The sequence below is a fragment of the Chryseobacterium salipaludis genome, from assembly GCF_022968825.1.
Classification (GTDB): Bacteria; Bacteroidota; Bacteroidia; order Flavobacteriales; family Weeksellaceae; genus Kaistella; species Kaistella salipaludis.
This window is the reverse complement of sequence record NZ_JALHKS010000006.1, coordinates 91,909-112,078: the sequence shown is the minus strand read 5'-3', so window position 1 is coordinate 112,078 and position 20,170 is coordinate 91,909. Positions and strand designations below refer to the sequence as shown.

15 protein-coding genes, 1 tRNA gene and 3 pseudogenes are annotated in these 20,170 nt (G+C 45.1%); 15 read left to right on the top strand and 4 right to left on the bottom strand.

Going from position 1 to position 20,170, the window contains the following annotated elements; translation table 11 throughout:
* Nucleotides 1–107: 107 nt before the first annotated feature.
* From rpoB to MVI27_RS10435, 6 genes are all read left to right on the top strand, one after another.
* The gene (gene rpoB / locus MVI27_RS10460; RefSeq protein WP_246961600.1) at nt 108–3,935 is read left to right on the top strand and encodes a DNA-directed RNA polymerase subunit beta; all 3,828 of its coding nucleotides are present in this window, start codon (nt 108–110) and stop codon (nt 3,933–3,935) included.
* Nucleotides 3,936–4,034: 99 nt separating this feature from the next.
* Nucleotides 4,035–8,300: a DNA-directed RNA polymerase subunit beta' gene (gene rpoC, locus MVI27_RS10455; RefSeq protein WP_246961598.1), complete on the top strand. Its 4,266-nt coding sequence runs from the start codon at nt 4,035–4,037 to the stop codon at nt 8,298–8,300.
* 165 nt (nt 8,301–8,465) lie between these two features.
* Nucleotides 8,466–8,774, top strand: a complete 309-nt coding sequence (locus tag MVI27_RS10450; RefSeq protein WP_246961596.1) for a DUF3467 domain-containing protein — start codon at nt 8,466–8,468, stop codon at nt 8,772–8,774.
* Nucleotides 8,775–9,069: 295 nt separating this feature from the next.
* Nucleotides 9,070–9,312 (top strand): hypothetical protein, encoded by a 243-nt coding sequence (locus MVI27_RS10445; protein WP_246961594.1) that lies wholly within the window; start codon nt 9,070–9,072, stop codon nt 9,310–9,312.
* The gene (locus MVI27_RS10440; RefSeq protein WP_246961592.1) at nt 9,303–9,626 is read left to right on the top strand and encodes a type II toxin-antitoxin system RelE/ParE family toxin; all 324 of its coding nucleotides are present in this window, start codon (nt 9,303–9,305) and stop codon (nt 9,624–9,626) included. Before MVI27_RS10445 ends, MVI27_RS10440 begins: the two co-directional genes overlap by 10 nt.
* A 47-nt stretch (nt 9,627–9,673) precedes the next feature.
* Entirely contained in the window at nt 9,674–10,180 is a 507-nt protein-coding gene (locus MVI27_RS10435) for a thermonuclease family protein (RefSeq protein ID WP_246961590.1), read from the top strand.
* 23 nt (nt 10,181–10,203) lie between these two features.
* On the opposite strand, the gene MVI27_RS10430 is transcribed toward MVI27_RS10435, so the two are convergent.
* The 4 genes from MVI27_RS10430 to MVI27_RS10415 form a co-directional block, all read right to left on the bottom strand.
* Complete coding sequence (locus tag MVI27_RS10430; protein ID WP_246961589.1) at nt 10,204–11,067, bottom strand: cyanophycinase; 864 nt, start codon at nt 11,065–11,067, stop codon at nt 10,204–10,206.
* The gene (locus MVI27_RS10425; protein ID WP_343217666.1) at nt 11,046–11,222 is read right to left on the bottom strand and encodes a GIY-YIG nuclease family protein; all 177 of its coding nucleotides are present in this window, start codon (nt 11,220–11,222) and stop codon (nt 11,046–11,048) included. The genes MVI27_RS10430 and MVI27_RS10425 overlap by 22 nt, the downstream gene beginning before the upstream one ends.
* A 374-nt stretch (nt 11,223–11,596) precedes the next feature.
* Nucleotides 11,597–12,718, bottom strand: a complete 1,122-nt coding sequence (gene ribB / locus MVI27_RS10420; protein ID WP_246961586.1) for a 3,4-dihydroxy-2-butanone-4-phosphate synthase — start codon at nt 12,716–12,718, stop codon at nt 11,597–11,599.
* Between the two features lie 132 nt (nt 12,719–12,850).
* Entirely contained in the window at nt 12,851–13,864 is a 1,014-nt protein-coding gene (locus MVI27_RS10415) for an LLM class flavin-dependent oxidoreductase (RefSeq protein ID WP_246961584.1), read from the bottom strand.
* Between the two features lie 197 nt (nt 13,865–14,061).
* Between MVI27_RS10415 and MVI27_RS11920 the strand changes: the two genes are divergently transcribed.
* The 9 genes and pseudogenes from MVI27_RS11920 (at nt 14,062) to MVI27_RS10370 (ending at nt 20,144) form a co-directional block, all read left to right on the top strand.
* Complete coding sequence (locus MVI27_RS11920; RefSeq protein WP_323134630.1) at nt 14,062–14,616, top strand: hypothetical protein; 555 nt, start codon at nt 14,062–14,064, stop codon at nt 14,614–14,616.
* Nucleotides 14,616–14,768, top strand: a pseudogene (locus MVI27_RS11870) (serine hydrolase); the annotation flags it as partial. The gene MVI27_RS11920 and the pseudogene MVI27_RS11870, both read left to right, overlap by 1 nt.
* Before the next feature lie 437 nt (nt 14,769–15,205).
* A pseudogene (locus tag MVI27_RS10405) lies at nt 15,206–15,963 on the top strand (SDR family oxidoreductase).
* A gap of 79 nt (nt 15,964–16,042) precedes the next feature.
* Nucleotides 16,043–16,113 (top strand) — tRNA-Cys (locus MVI27_RS10400).
* 293 nt (nt 16,114–16,406) lie between these two features.
* Nucleotides 16,407–16,733, top strand: coding sequence for an ArsR/SmtB family transcription factor (locus MVI27_RS10395; RefSeq protein ID WP_246961583.1), 327 nt, complete (start codon nt 16,407–16,409; stop codon nt 16,731–16,733).
* A gap of 8 nt (nt 16,734–16,741) precedes the next feature.
* Entirely contained in the window at nt 16,742–17,593 is an 852-nt protein-coding gene (locus tag MVI27_RS10390) for an arsenite methyltransferase (RefSeq protein ID WP_246961581.1), read from the top strand.
* A gap of 289 nt (nt 17,594–17,882) precedes the next feature.
* A complete protein-coding gene (locus tag MVI27_RS10385; protein WP_246961579.1) occupies nt 17,883–18,467 on the top strand; it encodes a YMGG-like glycine zipper-containing protein in 585 nt (194 codons plus the stop codon).
* A 53-nt stretch (nt 18,468–18,520) separates the two neighbouring features.
* A complete protein-coding gene (locus MVI27_RS10380; RefSeq protein WP_246961577.1) occupies nt 18,521–18,742 on the top strand; it encodes a hypothetical protein in 222 nt (73 codons plus the stop codon).
* Between the two features lie 34 nt (nt 18,743–18,776).
* A pseudogene (locus MVI27_RS10370) lies at nt 18,777–20,144 on the top strand (LIC_10190 family membrane protein).
* Nucleotides 20,145–20,170: the final 26 nt, after the last annotated feature.

Sequence of the window (20,170 nt, the reverse complement as noted above, 5' to 3'; positions counted from 1 at the left end):
CTGACTTGCAAATGCTTCAAGTGCTTTCTTTCTCTTTTCTCTTTTCTCTTTTCTTTCCTGATATTTTGAAACAAAATATTTTTTAACCCTCATTCTTTTTAACTTTTATGAGCAAATCTAAAGCCGTCGCAAAAGCTCAGGTGAACGAAAGAATCAACTTCTCCGAAGTAAAAGGACAAGTGATCACACCTGACTTTCTGGACATTCAGATTCAATCGTTCAAAGAGTTTTTCCAGTTAGACACTTTGCCGGAACAACGCCGCAATGAGTCGCTGTACAAAACCTTTGAAGAAAACTTTCCGATCACGGATTCCCGGAACCAGTTTGTGCTGGAATTCCTGGATTACCTGGTGGATTCCCCGCGCTACTCCATCGATGAGTGTGTGGAAAGGGGCCTCACGTACTCCGTGCCGCTGAAAGCCCGTCTCAAACTGTACTGTACAGACCCTGAGCACGAGGATTTCCAGACAGTGGTGCAGGATGTGTACCTGGGCCCGGTGCCTTACATGACGCCTTCCGGTTCATTTATCATTAATGGTGCCGAGCGTGTTATCGTGACGCAGTTACACCGTTCGCCGGGGGTGTTCTTCGGACAAACCTACCACGCCAACGGCACCAAGTTGTATTATTCCCGTATTATTCCGTTTAAAGGTTCCTGGATGGAATTCACCACGGATATCAATAACGTGATGTATGCCTATATCGACCGTAAGAAAAAATTACCGCTGACTACGCTGTTGCGTGCGATTGGTTACGAGTCGGATAAGGATATTCTGCAGATCTTTGACCTGGCCGAAGAAGTGAAGGTTTCCAAAGCTGCCCTGAAAAAAGTGGAAGGCCGTACCCTGGCTGCCCGCGTACTGAATACCTGGTTCGAAGACTTCGTGGACGAAGATACCGGTGAGGTGGTTTCCATCGAAAGAAACGAGATCATCCTGGATCGTGAAACGGTACTCGAAAAAGAGCATATCGATATGATCCTGGAATCCGGCGTGAAATCAATTTTGATTCACAAGGAAAACTCCAACGAGTTCTCGATCATTCAGAATACCTTACAGAAAGACCCTACCAACTCCGAAAAAGAGGCGGTAGAATATATTTACCGTCAGCTGCGTAATGCAGATCCGCCAGATGAGGAAACGGCACGTGGAATTATCGAGAAGCTCTTCTTCTCTGAGCAGCGTTACTCTCTGGGTGAAGTCGGTCGTTACCGCCTGAACAAGAAATTAGGCCTTAACATTCCGGAGAAGACCGAAGTTCTTACCAAAGAAGATATTATCGCCATCGTTCGTCACCTGATTGAACTGGTGAACTCCAAAGCGGAGGTGGATGATATCGACCACTTATCCAACCGTAGAATCAAAACGGTAGGTGAGCAGCTTTCCGGACAGTTTGGTGTAGGGCTTTCCCGTATCGCCAGAACCATCCGTGAGCGTATGAATGTTCGTGACAACGAAATCTTTACACCGATTGACCTGGTGAATGCCAAAACACTGACTTCAGTAATCAACTCGTTCTTCGGAACCAACCAGCTGTCTCAGTTCATGGACCAGACGAACCCGCTGTCCGAGATTACGCACAAGCGTCGTCTGTCTGCGCTCGGGCCTGGTGGTCTTTCCCGTGAGAGAGCAGGTTTCGAGGTGCGTGACGTTCACCATACACACTACGGCCGTATCTGCCCGATTGAAACACCGGAAGGACCGAATATTGGTCTGATTTCATCTTTGGGTATTTATGCGAAAATCAATAACCTTGGGTTTATTGAAACGCCATACCGCAAGGTTGAAGATGGTAAAGTAGATTTGAAAACAGCTCCGGTATACTTAAATGCTGAAGATGAAGAGGATCGTGTAATTGCTCAGGCAAACGTTGAGATGAAGGACGACGGTACCATCGATACAGACCGTGTAATTGCACGTCTGGATGGTGATTATCCGGTAGTGGAACCTCAGCAGGTAGACCTGATTGATGTGGCACCAAACCAGATCTCCGGTATTTCTGCATCTCTGATTCCATTCCTGGAACACGATGATGCGAACCGTGCGCTGATGGGCTCCAACATGATGCGCCAGGCAGTTCCGTTATTGAAACCCGAAGCTCCGATTGTAGGAACAGGTCTGGAAAAACAAGTAGCTACTGACTCTCGCGTTCTGATCAACGCTGCCGGCGACGGTGTCGTGGAGTATGTGGATGCAGATCAGATTACTATTAAATATGACCGCAGCGATGATGAAGATCTGGTATCTTTTGAGTCCGGTACGAAAACATATAAACTGACCAAATTCCGCAAGACCAACCAGAGTACGACGATTACCCTGCGTCCGAATGTACGCGTGGGAGACCGTGTGAAAAAAGGTCAGGTATTGTGTGATGGTTACGCGACTGAAAACGGCGAACTGGCCATCGGTAGAAACCTGACGGTAGCGTTCATGCCATGGAAAGGTTACAACTTCGAGGATGCGATTGTAATCAATGAAAAAGTAGTTCGCGAAGACTGGTTTACTTCTATCCACGTGGATGAATATTCCTTGGAAGTTCGTGATACCAAACTGGGTATGGAGGAATTAACTTCTGATATTCCAAACGTATCCGAAGAAGCAACCAAAGATCTGGATGAAAACGGTATGATCCGTATTGGTGCTGATGTGAAGCCGGGCGATATTATGATCGGTAAGATCACGCCAAAAGGTGAATCAGATCCGACTCCTGAAGAAAAACTGCTTCGCGCGATCTTCGGTGATAAAGCCGGTGATGTGAAAGATGCTTCCCTGAAAGCGGATTCCTCACTGAGAGGGGTGGTGATCAACAAGAAGCTGTTCTCCCGTAACATCAAAGACAAGAAAAAGAGATCCGAAGAGAAACTGAAACTCGAGGAAATCGAAAATACATACAAAGCGAAGTTTGATGAACTGCGTTCAACCCTGCTGGAGAAACTGGGCACTTTGGTGAACGGTAAAACTTCTCAGGGTGTGAAAAACGACCTGGATGAAGAAATCATCGGTAAAGGCGTGAAGTTCACCACCAAACTGTTGCAAAGTGTGGAAGATTACGTGAACGTAAGCGGTGCCGACTGGACTGTGGACGCAGAGCGTAATGAGCTGGTGAAGCAGTTGATCCATAACTATAAGATCAAATACAACGATATCCAGGGGGTTAAAAACCGTGAGAAATTTGCGATCTCTATTGGTGATGAACTTCCGGCAGGTATTATTAAACTGGCTAAAGTATACATCGCCAAGAAGCGTAAGCTGAACGTAGGTGATAAAATGGCGGGTCGTCACGGAAACAAGGGTATTGTATCCCGAATCGTTCGTGAAGAAGATATGCCGTTCCTGGAAGATGGTACACCGGTCGATATCGTACTCAACCCGCTGGGCGTACCTTCGCGTATGAACATCGGTCAGATTTATGAAACCGTATTGGGCTGGGCCGGTAAAAAACTGGGTCTTAAATTCGCCACCCCGATCTTCGATGGTGCAAGCCTTGACCAGATTACCGAATACACAGACCAGGCTGGTTTACCGAAATACGGCAGCACTTACCTGTATGACGGCGGAACCGGTGAGCGTTTCTCACAGCCGGCCACAGTTGGGATTATCTATATGCTGAAACTCGGCCACATGGTTGATGATAAAATGCACGCGCGTTCTATCGGTCCGTACTCATTGATTACACAGCAGCCATTGGGTGGTAAAGCCCAGTTCGGTGGACAGCGTTTTGGTGAGATGGAGGTTTGGGCACTGGAAGCCTTTGGTGCATCCAACATCCTTCGTGAAATCCTGACCGTGAAGTCTGATGACGTTATTGGTAGAGCTAAAACATATGAAGCAATTGCAAAAGGGGAAGCCATGCCTGAGCCAGGTATTCCGGAATCTTTCAATGTATTGCTGCATGAACTTCAGGGTCTTGGCCTTGACGTAAGACTGGAGGAATAATTTTAAATTATAAATGATGAATTTTAGATGATATTAGTTTTCTCTGCAACCGCATTTTAATCTAAAATCTAAGATCTAAAATCTAAAATCTGCTTATAAATGTCAAATAAAAATAAAACAAGTAATTTCTCTAAAATTACGATCGGTTTAGCTTCACCAGAATCCATCCTGCAGGACTCCCGCGGCGAGGTGCTGAAGCCGGAAACCATTAACTACCGTACACACAAGCCGGAGCGTGATGGTCTTTTCTGCGAAAAGATCTTCGGCCCGGTGAAGGATTACGAGTGTGCCTGCGGTAAATACAAGCGTATCCGATACAAAGGAATCGTTTGTGACCGTTGCGGTGTGGAAGTAACTGAAAAGAAAGTGCGTCGTGAGCGTATCGGGCACATTGGTCTGGTAGTGCCGGTTGCACACATCTGGTACTTCCGTTCCCTTCCAAACAAAATAGGATATCTTCTTGGGTTGCCATCTAAGAAACTGGACATGATTATCTACTACGAAAGATATGTTGTAATCCAGCAGGGTATGGCGCGCAAGGCAGATGGCTCTGACTTCGAAAATATGGAGTTCCTGACCGAAGAAGAATATCTGGATGTTCTGGATACACTCCCGGCAGAAAACCAATATCTGGACGATGCAGATCCAAATAAGTTCATCGCCAAAATGGGTGCTGAAGCGGTGGAAGAATTGCTGAAGAGAATCGATCTGGATTCCCTTTCTTTCGACCTTCGCCATAAGGCACACAACGAATCTTCCAAGCAGCGTCGTACAGAAGCATTAAAGCGTCTGAACGTTGTGGAAGCACTTCGTGGCGCGAACACTCGTATGATTAACCGCCCCGAGTGGATGATCATGCGCGTACTGCCGGTTATTCCACCGGAACTGCGTCCGTTGGTACCGTTGGATGGTGGTCGTTTCGCGACTTCTGACCTGAATGACCTGTACCGTCGTGTTATCATCAGAAACAACCGTCTGAAGCGTTTGATGGAAATCAAAGCACCGGAAGTTATCTTGCGTAACGAGAAGCGTATGCTTCAGGAATCCGTGGATTCCCTGTTCGATAACACGCGTAAGTCTTCTGCCGTGAAGTCGGAATCCAACCGTCCGCTGAAATCACTTTCAGATTCATTGAAAGGTAAGCAGGGTCGTTTCCGTCAGAACCTTCTCGGGAAGCGTGTGGATTACTCCGCGCGTTCCGTAATCGTCGTAGGTCCAAACCTGCAGTTGCACGAGTGCGGTATTCCGAAAGACATGGCAGCTGAACTGTACAAACCGTTTATTATCCGCAAGCTGATCGAAAGAGGAATCGTGAAAACAGTTAAATCTGCAAAACGAATTATCGATCGTAAAGAGCCTGTGGTATATGATATCCTGGAAAATGTGATGAAAGGCCACCCCGTTCTGCTGAACCGTGCGCCTACGCTGCACAGACTGGGAATCCAGGCCTTCCAGCCAAAAATGATCGAAGGAAAGGCAATCCAGCTTCACCCGCTGGTGACCACCGCGTTCAACGCTGACTTTGATGGTGACCAGATGGCGGTTCACTTGCCACTCGGTCCGGAAGCGATTCTGGAAGCACAACTGCTGATGCTTGGTTCACAGAACATTCTGAACCCGGCCAACGGTTCTCCGATTACCGTACCTTCTCAGGACATGGTATTGGGTCTGTATTTTATGACCAAAGAGCTTTCGTCAACTGAAGAGAGAAAAGTAAAAGGAGAAGGCCTCGCTTTCTACTCACCGGAAGAGGTGGAAATTGCCTTCGCGGAAGGACAGGCTTCACTGAACGCTAAAATCCGTTGCCGCGTGCCGGTGAAGGAAAACGGCGAACTGGTGACAAGACTTGTGGAAACTACCGTGGGACGCGTACTGTTCAACCAGATTGTTCCGAAGAAAGTAGGCTATGTAAATGAACTGCTGACGAAAAAGTCTTTGAGAAACGTTATTGGTAAAATCCTTGCCGAAACCGATTTCCCGACTACAGTTCAGTTCCTGGATGATATGAAGGATTTAGGATATTCCAACGCATTTAAAGGAGGTCTTTCCTTTAGCCTGGGTGATATCGTAATTCCGGAAGAAAAGAAAACCATGATCGCTACTGCAGTAGAAACTGTGGATGAGATCAAGATGAATTATAATATGGGTCTGATCACCGATACCGAGCGTTACAACCAGGTAATCGACGTGTGGACCAATACCAACGCTGGTCTTACGGAGATGATTATGAGCCGTATGAAAACAGACCAGGGTGGTTTCAACTCTGTGTACATGATGCTCGACTCCGGAGCGCGTGGTTCCAAAGAGCAGATTCGTCAGCTCTCCGGGATGCGTGGTCTGATGGCGAAGCCGCAGAAAGCCGGAGCAACCGGTGCGGAGATTATTGAAAACCCGATTGTGGCGAACTTTAAGGAAGGTCTGTCCATCCTTGAATACTTTATCTCTACCCACGGTGCACGTAAAGGTCTGGCGGATACCGCTCTGAAAACAGCGGATGCGGGTTACCTGACCCGTCGTCTGGTAGACGTGGCACAGGACGTTATCATTACTGAAGATGACTGTGGCACCCTGCGCGGAACCGAGATTACACCGCTTAAGAAGAATGACGAAATCGTTGAAAGACTTTCTGAAAGAATCTTAGGTAGAGTTTCTCTGCATGATATTTATGATCCGGAAACCGATGAAATTCTGGTTGAAGCAGATCAGATTATCGATGAAGAGCTGGCGCGCACGGTGGAGCAATCCGGTATCGAAATCGTTGAAGTACGTTCACCACTCACTTGCGAGGCCGAAAAAGGAATCTGTGCGAAATGCTACGGACGTAACCTGGCAACTGGGAAACCAATTCACATGGGTGAAGCAGTAGGTGTTATCGCAGCGCAATCCATCGGTGAACCGGGAACACAGCTGACGCTGAGAACCTTCCACCAAGGGGGTACGGCAGGAAATATTTCCGAAAATCCATCCATCGTGGCACGTCGCGACGGTATCGTGGAAATGGACGAAATCCGCACCGTTACTTCCGAAAACGACGAAGGCAAAAAAGCCGAAATCGTGGTGTCCCGTTCTACAGAATTCCGTTTAGTGGCAGACAATGCTGCACGTACACCACTGATGGTAGCCAACATTCCTTATGGTGCTGAGCTGGCCGTGAAACCGGGCGATAAAGTAGAAAAAGGAGCACTCATCTGTAAATGGGATCCGTATAACGCGGTAATCATTGCAGAATCTGCCGGTAAGGTAGAATACGAGGATATTGTACAGGGTGTTTCCTTCCAGCTGGAAATTGACGAACAAACCGGTTTCGAGGAGAAAGTAATTTCTGAATCCCGAAACAAAAAAGCGGTACCAACGCTGAAGGTAGTTGATTCCAAAGGAGTAGAGCAGAAGGCATACAACCTGCCGGTAGGAGCACACATCATGGTAAATGATGGGGAGAAAATTAAAGCCGGTAAGGTCCTGATCAAGATTCCGAGAAAATCGGCCAAGTCAGGGGATATCACCGGAGGTCTTCCGCGTGTTACCGAACTCTTCGAAGCACGTAACCCGTCCAACCCGGCGGTTGTTACTGAGATCGATGGGGTGGTATCTTACGGAAAAATCAAGCGTGGTAACCGCGAGCTTATCGTGGAAGCTAAAACGGGTGAAATTTCCAAGTACCTGGTGAAACTTTCCAACCAGATTCTGGTTCAGGAAAACGACTTCGTACTTGCCGGTTCTCCGTTGTCCGACGGTTCCATTACTCCGGATGACATCCTGAAGATCAAAGGACCAACCGCAGTTCAGGAATATCTGGTAAATGAAATCCAGGAAGTATACCGACTGCAGGGGGTGAAGATCGATGATAAGCACTTTGAAATTATCGTACGTCAGATGATGACCAAGGTTATGATCGTAGACGGTGGTGATACCCAATTCCTCGAAGGAGCTCTGGAACACAAATACGACTTCCTGAAGGAAAACAACCGAGTATTCGGTCTGAAGGTAGTAGTAGATGCCGGAGATTCCAAAACCTTCCAGCCGGGACAGATGATCACCGCGCGCGAACTGCGCGACGAGAATTCCAAACTGCGTCGTGAAGACCTGGCGCTGGTGGAGGTGCGCGAAGCACTTTCTGCCACAGCAACTCCGGTTCTGCAGGGAATTACCCGTGCGGCACTGCAGACCAAGTCCTTCATGTCGGCAGCTTCCTTCCAGGAGACAACCAAAGTTTTGAACGAAGCAGCGGTTTCCGGAAAGGTGGATTACCTGAGCGGTCTGAAAGAAAACGTAATCGTAGGACACAGAATTCCTGCGGGTACCGGTCTGAAAGACTATCAGAACATCATCGTCGGTTCCAAAAAGGAATTTGAAGACCTGAACTAAAATTAAATAAGTGATTTTAGATTACAGATTTTAGATTTTAAATTTCTGTAATCTAAAATCCTTTTCTATATTTAGACCCTGATAAAAATAAGATTTGCATGATCGTGCAGTAGATTCGCAGGTTCATTTAAAATCTAAAATTTATAATTTATAATTGAAAAAATAATGGACAACAACCAAAACCAAAACAACGACAACAACATCAATATCCAGCTGAACGAAATGGTAGCAGCAGGTGTATATTGCAACCTGGCCCTGGTAAACAATTCTCCTTCAGAATTCGTACTGGATTTCATCCAGATGATGCCGGGTGTACAGCAGGCAAACGTGCGTTCCCGCGTAATCCTGGCACCTCTTCACGCGAAGAGAGTACTGGCTGCGCTTCAGCAGAACATCGCAAACTACGAGCAGCAGTTCGGCGAAATTAAAGAAGTAGAGCCTTTCGTACTGGGACAGAACAATGTTCAGGCGTAAGCATTTTTAGCTCAAACAATCATCCCGGTCAGCAATGTCCGGGATTTTTATTTGGGCGCACATTTCCGTCCTCCACTCCCGCTTTTTTTGCACCACTGCGTTCAGCAAAAAAGAGCTCCGTTCAGGCCGGGGCGCAGAGCGTACTTCTTTTAAAAGAAAATTTAATTATATAAGTAATTGCTTGGTTATTAATGATGTAAATGCATCGCGGTAATGTATTACGCGACGAAATTCTTATGATGTCTGATCGAAATGCATCATAATAAAATTTGTAATTTTGATTAAAATCAACATCATGACGTTAGAAGCAAGAAAAATAGTATTCGTTCAGGAATTTCTGAAATTGCAGGATGAGAATTTGATTGCCGGACTGGAAAAATTGCTGCAGCAACAGAAATCTGAAAATGAAAATGTGGACTTCAGCCCAATGTCTTTAGCACAATATGAAGAGGAAACAAAACAGGCGATACAGGATTCCGAAAAGCAGCGTTTCACAGACGTCAAAGATCTTAGAAAACAAATAACGGAATGGAAATAGACGTTGTCTGGCTTCAGTTTGCGATTGACCGGTTACGACATATTTACATTTATTATACTGAGAAAGCTGACAGGGATACAGCTCAGAAAATAACATCAGAAATTGTTGATGCGACGGCAATTCTCAGTGAGCAACAAAATATGGGTGTCGTTGAACCACTACTGATCCATCACAAGCAAAAATTCAGATATATTATTGTTAAAAATTATAAAATAGTCTATTGGCTGAATGTAAATCAAAACCGCGCGGAAATCGCAAATGTTTTTGATGTAAGACAAAACCCTGTTAAGCTAAAAGATTTTATCGATTCATAAAAACTTTAAACTAAATTCTAGAACTCATTTCCACTCATCTCCTTATCATGTTCAAACCATTCCTCGCTTTCCTTATTCTACTGAGCAGTACGCTCTCTTTCCCCGCAATTTCCGACGCGCCCAAACCGCACGTCATTATGTTGCAGATGAAAATTATTGGTGTTAAAGATGGCGATACGGTTGAAGCATTGTATTATAAACTTCCCCTGACCATCCGCCTGGAACACATCGACGCACCCGAGAAAAAGCAGGACTTCGGAACCAAGGCCAAGCAAAAACTATCAGACCTGACCTTCGGTAAAACGGTCACGGTGGTCAGCAAGGGCAAAAAAGGGAACTGGGACCGCAACGGCCGGCTTATTGCGGAGCTTTACACCTCGGCCTCCTTAAATGCAAATAAAGAAATGGTGCGCGCCGGATTTGCCTGGCATTATGAAAAGTATTCCGATGATCCCACATACGGCGTCTTACAGCAGCAGGCCCGCCTTCAGAAAAAAGGCCTCTGGGCAGATAAAAACCCGAAAGCACCCTGGGATTTCCGCGCAAAAAAGTAACGGCACTCATCATTGACTCTTGATTACTCTGTTACTTTTTCCTCTGGTGGCGTAATATTGTTAAGCTTACGTTTTTTAATATCAAAAACATCTGTTTTGCTCATCACATGCAGCGTAAAATCCGAAACGGAAAGTGGTGCGCCTTCCCGTATCTGCAGCAAATTAGTATCGGTAATGCTGAGACCGTCTAAGATAATCGTCATTCCCGGACCCACGGCCTCCATTTTATCATTTTGAATCAGAAGCGCGGTATCTTCATCCAGGCCCACACCCAGCACGGTCGGATTGCTGACCACAATCTCAAATAACCGTCCGATGCGTCCGCGCGCTATCAAATGGGTATCAAAAATAATATTTTTCAGCAGGCACAGACCGGTCGTCGTTACCACTTTACCTTTATAAGCGGCGCGGTCGCTGTTGCCTTGAACAAGCATACTTTCGGAAGCTGCTGCAGCTCCGACGGAAGTACCCGCAAACATAAACTCGTCCTTTTTTAAGCGTTCCTGAAGAAGATTGTGAAACTGCGTGCCACCCAGAATGGCAGTAAGCCGCAATTGATCACCACCACAGAAAAAGACAGCATCCGCCTTTTCTAACCGTTTTAGCGTTTCCGGAGCGTCCGCCTCATTTCGGTCGGAGATTGCTAAGATGCCGGTGTTGGTGGCTTTCAGTTCTTTAAAGGTTTTTACATATTCGGAACCCATTTCTTCAGGCACGGTCGAAACAGTAGTAATGATCTCGATTCTGGATCTTTTCTTGAGCCGGCTTTCTTCAATAAATCGCGTAAGAATGGTCTGCGCGGATTTCAAGGTGGTTTCTTTTGTCTTTTCTTTATTTTCAGACCACCAATGATCAATAATTTCTCCTAGTAAATGAGGAAGTAACACTTATATTTTGAAATGAAGCTTTTAGGATTCGCATTTGAAGCATGCTGAAATAACCGAAGCGACAAATTGTTTGTAACACCTGTATACAAAACCGTTCTTTTTTTATTCGTGAGAATGTAAATATAATCGGTGTGCCAGCCGTTGTCTCTTTGCATCTTATAAAGATACAAATTGTAGTTAAGATTCCTGCGGAATGACAAACACGGTGGAAAAAAGACGCACAGATAAGCAATGATATATAAAATATTTTTTAAGCGCATTTCTCATGCTGCAAGCATCTCAGTACTTTTTGTACGCTGTTGAGATTCCTACGGAATCACAAGCGGTATGGAAAAAAATAAAAAGTGTAAAACGGTAGTGTTTTTTAACCTGCAATTGTCATGCTGTAAGCATTTCAACTCTTTTTTGTACGCTGTTAAAATTTCTACGAAATGGCATCTGCTGAAAATACACCGCGCATTAATCTGAGTCTGCCCCATCATAAAAAATCCCGACTCTCGCCGGGATTCAGTTTACAGAAAAAATTTGTTTACAGCTTCACCATCTCCGTTACTTCCACTTCATAGCCACCCAGCAGCGGTTTCTGATCAGGATGCTGAGAGATAATTCGGAATTTATTGATGCCCAAGTTTTTCAGAATCTGCGTGCCGATTCCATAATCTCTGAAGTTATAAGCTAAGGTCGGTCTTGGTTGTGCCCCATCCTGGAAATCGAGGAACTGCTGCAGTTTGCGCATTGTATTCTCGGAGTTGGACACATTATTAATGAAAATAATCGCGCCTTTTCCTTCTGCATTAATCATATTGGTGACTTTCTCAAGCAAAGGTTTTTCGCCGGTTGCCAGTCTGCTTAATACATCAAAATAAGAATTGGAAGCCTGCACGCGCACCAGTACCGGTTCATTTTCGGCCCATTTCCCTTTTGTCAGTGCAAAGTGAATCTGGTCGGTGCTGCTTTCTTTAAAAGCAAAAAAGTTGAAATCGCCATAGTGGGTTTTCACCGGTCTTTCTTCAATCTTTTCGATAAGGTCTCCTTTTTTAAGCTGGTAATGAATGAGATCTTCAATGGAAATCAGCTTTAGGTCATGTTTCTGCGCCAGTTCATATAATTCCGGCAACCTCGCCATGGATCCGTCCTCATTCATAATCTCGCAGATGACACCGCCTTCTTTCAGTCCGGCCAGTCTCGTCAGGTCAATTGCTGCTTCCGTATGTCCGGCACGTTTAAGGACACCGCCTTTCTTGGCCCGAAGCGGGAAAATGTGGCCCGGACGCATAAAGTCAGAGGGTTTTGTTTTCTCATCCATCAGCGCCAAGATGGTTTTGCTGCGGTCGCTGGCAGAGATTCCAGTGGATACGCCGTCTCCCAGTAAATCAACCGAGACCGTAAAGGCAGTTTCCTTCGGGTCGCTGCTGCGCGTGACCATGATATCAAGGCCCAACTCATCACAACGTTTTTCCGGTAGCGGTGTACAGATTAAACCACGCCCGTGAATGGTCATAAAATTAATGATTTCCGGTGTGGTAAGTTCCGCAGCCGATAGAAAATCCCCTTCGTTTTCACGGTTTTCATCATCAACAACGATAATGATTTTTCCGTTTTTCAGATCATCTATGGCTTCCTGTATGGTGTTCAGCTTAATATCAGACATTTTCACTTTAGATTTTTGCAAAGATACTGAGTTTTTAACTCACTGGCACGACCGGCGGGCATAGCTTCAACTATCAAAAATATTGATGAAAAACATGACAAAGCCTGAACTTTCTGTTTAAGAATGATTCTATTATTTTTTAGTGCTGCTTTTCAGTGCTTCGGCCGCCTCCTGAATAAGTTCGTACGACCGGATTCTCGCCGCATGCTCGTAAATATGGGACGTAATCATCAGTTCATCTGCCTTAAATTCTTTCTGAAACTGATTCATCTGCTGCTGCACAGTTTCGCGGCTTCCTATAAAACTATACCTGAGTTTCTGTAAAATTCCAATCTTTTCCCGTGCACTCCAGATCGAATCCATATCATCTGTCGGCGCAGGATAGGGCTGGCGTTCATTGCGGATGATGTTTACAAATGCCTGATAAAGTGTTGTCGCCAGTCTGCGCGCTTCTGCATCTGTTTCGGATGCAATTCCGTTCACGCAGGCAATGACATACGGCTCCGGAAATCTGGCGCTGGGTTTGTACTGCTCCCGGTAAATATCAAAAGCATACGGCATCATCTCTGGTGCAAAATGTCCGGCGAAGGCATAAGGTAACCCCATCTCCGCGGCCAGCCAGGCACTTTCTGTACTGGAACCGAGGATATAAATAGGAATGTCACAACCTTCACCCGGAATGGCACGCACCAGACTGTCCGCATTGTCACTCGAGAAATATTTTTGTAGTTCGGTAATCTGTTTCGGGAAATGTTCATTAATCGTATGCGGATTTCTGCCTAATGCCTGCGCGGTAAGCCCGTCTGTGCCCGGTGCACGTCCGACTCCTAAATCAATCCGTCCCGGAAATAAACTTTCCAAAGTACCAAACTGTTCCGCAATAACCAGTGAACTGTGATTCGGCAGCATCACACCGCCGGAGCCCACACGGATGCGACTCGTACCGTTGGCAATAAAACAAATCAAAACCGACGTGGCAGAACTGGCAATGCTGGCCATATTGTGATGTTCAGCCAGCCAAAAGCGTGTATAGCCGAGCGCTTCTACTTTTCTGGCCAGGTCCAGACTATCCTGAAAAGTGTCGTGAATCGTTTTATTCTGTTTGACGGCTGCGAGATCCAGCACGGAGAGTTCAAAATTTTTCATAGATACTAAAATACGATATTTATGTCAGATGCTCTTTTTCTGAAAAAATCAGAAGATTATTTTTAATAAAAAAAACGGGATGGGCGTTGTTTTGCTGCATTTTCCGGAACTGCAAAAGCAATAAACATGACTACACATTAATACCTCTGTCCGTAAAAGCCGTGATCCTCGGTTCTCTATTATTTAATACCAATTATATGGCACAGAAAAACAGCAAATATCTCTCCGCAAAGGAAAGTGAACCCTCTAATTTCGGTTGGATGAAGGTTTGTCCGCCACCCGCAGATAAAGTATTACACCCGTGGGACGGCAGTTTTTACGAGTTTCCGGCCATGCGCTGGAGCTTTATGCATAGGCGCGAATTGCTTCCAACCCAGAATGTGTCCCGTGGCTTAGGAGCGCCCTCACCGCTGGGGTATAAATTAGATTCAAATATTAATGCATTAACTTTCACACCCTGGAAATCTTCCTCACCAATGACCTGGGAACAATCACTTTGGGAAAATTATACGGACGGAATGCTTATTATGCACCGCGGTAGTGTACTTTATGAGCGGTATTTTGGTGAACTTGCTCCAGAGCGGGTTCACGCCGTGATGTCCGTAACCAAATCTTTTACCGGAACGCTGGCCTCCATTCTGGTTGCAGAAAGTGTGCTCGATGAAAATAAACTGGTTAACTTCCTAGCTTCCCGAATCCACTTCCCCGAAAAAAAGATTACAAGGCGCCCGAAGGTTATTATAATTACTTAAAGACAGTAAAAAAAGAAGGCAGGCACGGTGAAGCCTTCGGTTATAAAACTGTGAATGCTGATGCGCTTGGCTGGATAATTTCCAAAGCCACCGGAAGGTCAGTGACCGATCTGCTGTCCGAAAAAATCTGGAGCCGGCTCGGTATGGAGTAGGATGCTTATTATCAGATAGATGCACTGGGAACTCCATTTGCAGGCGGCGGTTTCAATGCCGGATTGCGGGATCTGGTGCGCTTCGGGGAAATGCTGAGAAATAACGGCCAATTGAACGGTAAACACATCATTCCTGCCGCGGCCGTAGCAGATATCCGGAGAGGTGGCAGTAAACAAGCATTTGCAAAGTCCGGTCATCCGGGAACTGAAAGGTTGGTTCTACCGGAATATGTAGTGGATTACCGAAAATGAAGATGGTGCCTTTGCCGCACGCGGCGTTCATGGTCAGACGATTTATATTGATCCGGCCGCAGAAATGGTGATCGTGCGCCTGGCGACGCATCCCTTGGCAGCCAACTGAGCGAATGATACCACTTCTTTACCGGCATATGAAGCCGTAGCTGCTTATTTAAAAAATAAAAAATAAAATCGCTTATATGAAAACATCAGAATTATTTAACCTGAATGATAAAGTAGCCCTGGTTACCGGTGGTGCCGCAGGTATCGGCAAAGCCTGCGCTCTTATGCTGGGAAATCACGGCGCCCTTATCTGTATTGCCGATAATAATCTGGAAGCAGCGGAGGAAACAGTGAAGGAATTGACCAATGCAGGCATTAAGGCGATCGCCGTGCGCTGCAATGTCCTGGAAGATCAGGATCTCGTCAACGCTGTGGAAGAAACGGTAAAACAGTTGGGAAACCTGTATATTTTAATTAACAATGCCGGTGATGGTGGCGGTGGCCTTGAGAATCCGTTTAAAACCGATGTCGCTGATATACGCCGCGATTTTGAATTCAATGTGTTCAGTGGCTGGCGGTTCCTTATATGAAAAAAGATAAATACGGATCTATTGTATTTATCACCTCCATGTCCAGCGTGAACAAGAGTCCGAATATGAGCAGATATGCCGGCTCGAAAGCAGCGGTAAATCACATGGTAGCCAATCTTGCGCACGTTTTCGGGCCTGAAGTTCGGATCAATGCAGTGGGGCCCGGCGCCACGCGTACCGCTGCATTCGAAAGTGTCTTAACGCCTGAAATAGAAGAGCGAATGCTCGCGCATACGCCAATTAAAAGACTGGGTAGCACGGAGGATATTGCGGGCGCAGTGCTGTATTTTTCCAGTCCAGTTTCGGAATGGGTGAGCGGCCAGACCATCTTCGTAAATGGCCGTGGCGTTCAGACGCTGGACTAGCTTTACTGCCAGACAATGTATAAAAACGCCTTTTAAATTTTCTGGAAATATAAAAAGTGTTATATTTGCCAACCAAAACGGTTCTTTGGCCGAGTGGTTAGGCAATGGTCTGCAACACCATCTACAGCGGTTCGAATCCGCTAGGAACCTCGACAGAAATCCTTAATAAGTTATTATATAACGAGTTAAGGATTTTTTATTTTCGATTTGTTTGATCTCACGGCATCTCCTTGCTACCTTATATTTCTGAGTTGTTTCTGTATTTACTGATGCTAACCATTTTTTGGTCGGGATTAAATGGAAGTTTCAAATTTGAAGACCTAAAAACGCACATATTACTTGCCCGATTATAAACTCTGGCTCCTGATGTTTATAAATAAAAAATGAGATATTATTTTATCTCTATCATTTATTGTAATATTGCAATATATAAATCAATAGAGATGGGTACTACAAAAACAGATCACTTTACGGAGGAGCAAAATAAAATAGCCCTGATTCTTAAGGCCTTGGGGCATCCGGCCAGAGTAGCCATAATAGATCATTTGCTGAAGGTGAATGCCTGCATTGGAAGTGATATACTAGAAGAAATACCGCTCGCGCAGCCCACCATCTCTCAACATTTAAAAATCCTGCGAAGTGCCGGCCTGATCAAAGGAACGGTGGAAGGAACCGCGACTAATTATTGTATAAATGAAAAAACTTTCGAAATGATTTCCGGGTATTTCACAAAAATCGCACTCAATACCGTCCATAACGACTGTTGTTAAATTTAAAAATGAAAATAGATATGCAAACCGAAGAACAAATCAAGGAAATGGTAAAGCAGAAATACAGTGAAATTGCTTTACAGGATAAAGAAACCAACGCCTCTTCTTGCTGTGGAGCCGGGAGCTGCAGTACGGAAGTTTACAACATTATGAGCGAGGAATACAATGATCTTGAAGGGTATAACCCCGAGGCTGATTTAGGCCTGGGCTGTGGCCTGCCAACTCAGTTTGCGAAGATCAGGAAGGGAGATACCGTCATCGATCTGGGAAGCGGCGCCGGAAACGATTGTTTTGTTGCGCGTGCAGAAACCGGGGAAACGGGTAAGATCATCGGAATTGATTTTACCGAAGCAATGATAAATAAAGCGCGGCTGAATGCTGAAAGACTGGGATTTAATAATGTAGAGTTCAGACAGGGCGATATAGAAAAGATGCCGGTTACCGCTCAGATGGCTGATGTTGTTGTCAGCAACTGTGTACTCAACTTGGTGCCCAATAAAAGGGCAGTTTTCGCAGAAATTTTCCGCGTTTTGAAACCTGGCGGGCATTTCAGTATTTCTGATATTGTGCTGACCGGCGAGCTTCCGGACAAAATAAAATCTGCTGCCGAAATGTATGCCGGATGTGTCGCAAGCGCAATTGATAGAGATGAGTATTTAGCTTACGCGCAAAAAGCAGGTTTTAAAAATATGGTGATTCAGAAAGATAAACCTATCATCGTGCCCGACGATATTCTGCGAGATTATCTCAGTGAAGCTGAACTGGCAGAATACAAATCCAAGGAAACGGTAATCAGAAGTATCACGGTGTACGGCGAAAAAGCAGTTGACTGCTGTTCTCCCGGGTCCGGCTGCTGCTAAGGAAGTTTTGGCACGAATTCTCGCGTAATTAAGCATCGGTGCATCAATATACTAATCATCAGGATTGATCGTTATTATCCTTAATTCTAAACAGTAGTAAAGTTTTATTTGTTCAGTACGCTATATTTTAATAGTAGTTTTAAACATAAATTTAAATAAATGCTTGTAAAGTCCCTGATAAACGGAGTTTCGGCGGTTTAACTTTGCTTTAACAAAAGATTGGTATAGCCTTTGGCATGTTAATGGCAAATGAAGGATTTAATGTAATACGAAAGTAAAAATTTAGGTTATGAGAACACACATCAAAATATCAGAACAGCCAATGAAAATGAAGAGAAATATCATGTTTGCCGGTTTGGCCTCCGTAATGATGCTGACTGCGTGTCAAAAAGATACTACCGTGGCTGAAAAGTCTCTGGAGCAACAAAAGATTGAATTCCAGGCAAGACAGTTAGAAATTGAAAAACAAAAACTCGCGATTGAAAAAGAGCGTATGGCCTACGAAACTCAAAAGAGACAGGACAGTATGGAAGAAGTTCGCCGTGCTGCTGCCGTAGCGCCGAAACCTCAGGTAGTTCGCGAAACTAAAACAGTGTACGTTAATAATACGCCGCGCCGTGCCGCTTCTTCTTCCGGTTCGTATGCCGGAAATTCTCAGGGAACTTCCCAGGGAACGCAACAAAAGCAGGGTATGAGTAAAGCTGCCAAAGGTACCATTATCGGTACGGTAGGTGGTGCTGCAGCCGGTGCTTTGATTAACAAAAAGAACCGTGGAGCAGGTGCCGTGATTGGTGGTGTCATCGGTGGTGCTACCGGATATACCATCGGGCGTTCCCAGGACAGAAAGGACGGTCGCGTTCAGCCAAGATACTAATCAAATCATCACATAATCATCAAAAGATTGTCTATTTTTAGGCAATCTTTTTTATGCTCTCTATTCTCCTGCTTTTTGTTGTTCTTTTACCTGCCCTGTTGGGCTGGGGACATGTGGCAGGCCTGATTTTCAGAAGGCAATTTTGCACCATTGCGCTGCAGGCTGTTGCGGGAATTATGGCTGCGGGGTTGTTTTTTACCGGCGCTGCTTACTTTCTACCGCTTACCTGGCCGCTCGAGTTGGCCGTGTTGCTTTTGGCTGGTATTATTTCCTAAAGACCAAAGGGTATCGTCCGCTTTTTTCTTTGTTGTGGCAAAACAAGATGCTGATGGGAATCATAATTATTCCTACGGCCTTGTGCTCTTCTTTCTTCCGTTTACTATGGATCACTTCGGATACCATATTCCGACGATCAAGTGGTTATCCTCCGCAGGTCTTGTGCGCGGCCTTGCCAATCTGGACATGGTTTTAGGGTAAATGTCCGTCTGGCACATCTTTCAGGCGGGTGTTTCCCACCTAGCTGATTCCTTCCTGCGAAGCAATTCCGTGTTATTATTGATTTATCTGATATACTGTCTGGAAAAAAAGGATTGGCTGCCTTTTGTTTTTGTGCCGGTTCTGGTCCTTTTCGTGTAGTCACCTTGTCCGGACCTGCCGGCTTTGGTTCTTTCTTTAATCATTGTGCGTGAAACGTTGCAAGGAAAAACAGATTCCTTTTTACTGACACTTTCTGTCTTTGTTTTTGCGGTAAAAGCTACTTTTTTCTGGCTTCCCTTGTTTCTGTTATTAGATTTACTTCGGCAAAGACAACTGTGGAATGCAAAGGTGATCGCACCTGCCGGGTTTGTTTTTCTTTTATATGTATTTAAAAATATCTGGGTTTTTGGTTTTCCTCTGTTCCCGTCAACTTTCAGTTCCTTTGAAGTTCCCTGGGAGCCGGATCTGGTACTGATGCAGAACTCAGCCGACCTCGCGCTGGAAAAGTCTTATGATATGCAATATCAGGCAGAAGATATTCGACGGTTTACAACTATGCAGTCGGTAATCAACTGGCTTTTGTTACCGGGGATTAAAGGCGTTATCCATTGTCTTTTCGCTGTAGTTCTCATTATCTTGATTTGGGTAGCTGTAGCAACAAAGTCTCTTAAAGTCAGATTGCTTTGTATCGCATTGCTCATTAAATCATTATTTATCTTACTGTTTTCAGCGCAATACCGGTTTTTTATAGATGTTTTTTTCGTGACCGCCCTGATCACTGCTGGAAAATACGCACGAAAAAATTGGGTTCTCGGGATCAGTTCTGCTTTAAGTTTTAGTGTTCTTATAATTCTAATACAGCCAACCTTGCTGCAAAAACTGGTTCCCTCTTTCCGGATGGGGTTTTTTATGGGGCAGTTTAAAGTCACTCAGCTGCTCAAACCTTCAGTTTATGAATGGAATAAATTCGACACGTACCAGCTTGGGAATCTTTCATTTAACGTAAGTCGCGGTTATCCCTACAGTTTTGATACGCAACTTCCTTCTATTACTCCAGGCTTCCTGCGCGAAAATTATGAAGCCGCTGTCTTTCCGCAACGCGGTGAAAAGGGCTTTATCTCCCGCAAGCTTACGCCGGAAGAAAAACGACACCTGAGAAAAATCATAAAAACACACCAAATGTACTTCCCCGGGAAGTAGACGCTTACCTTGGAAAAACTCAGTAA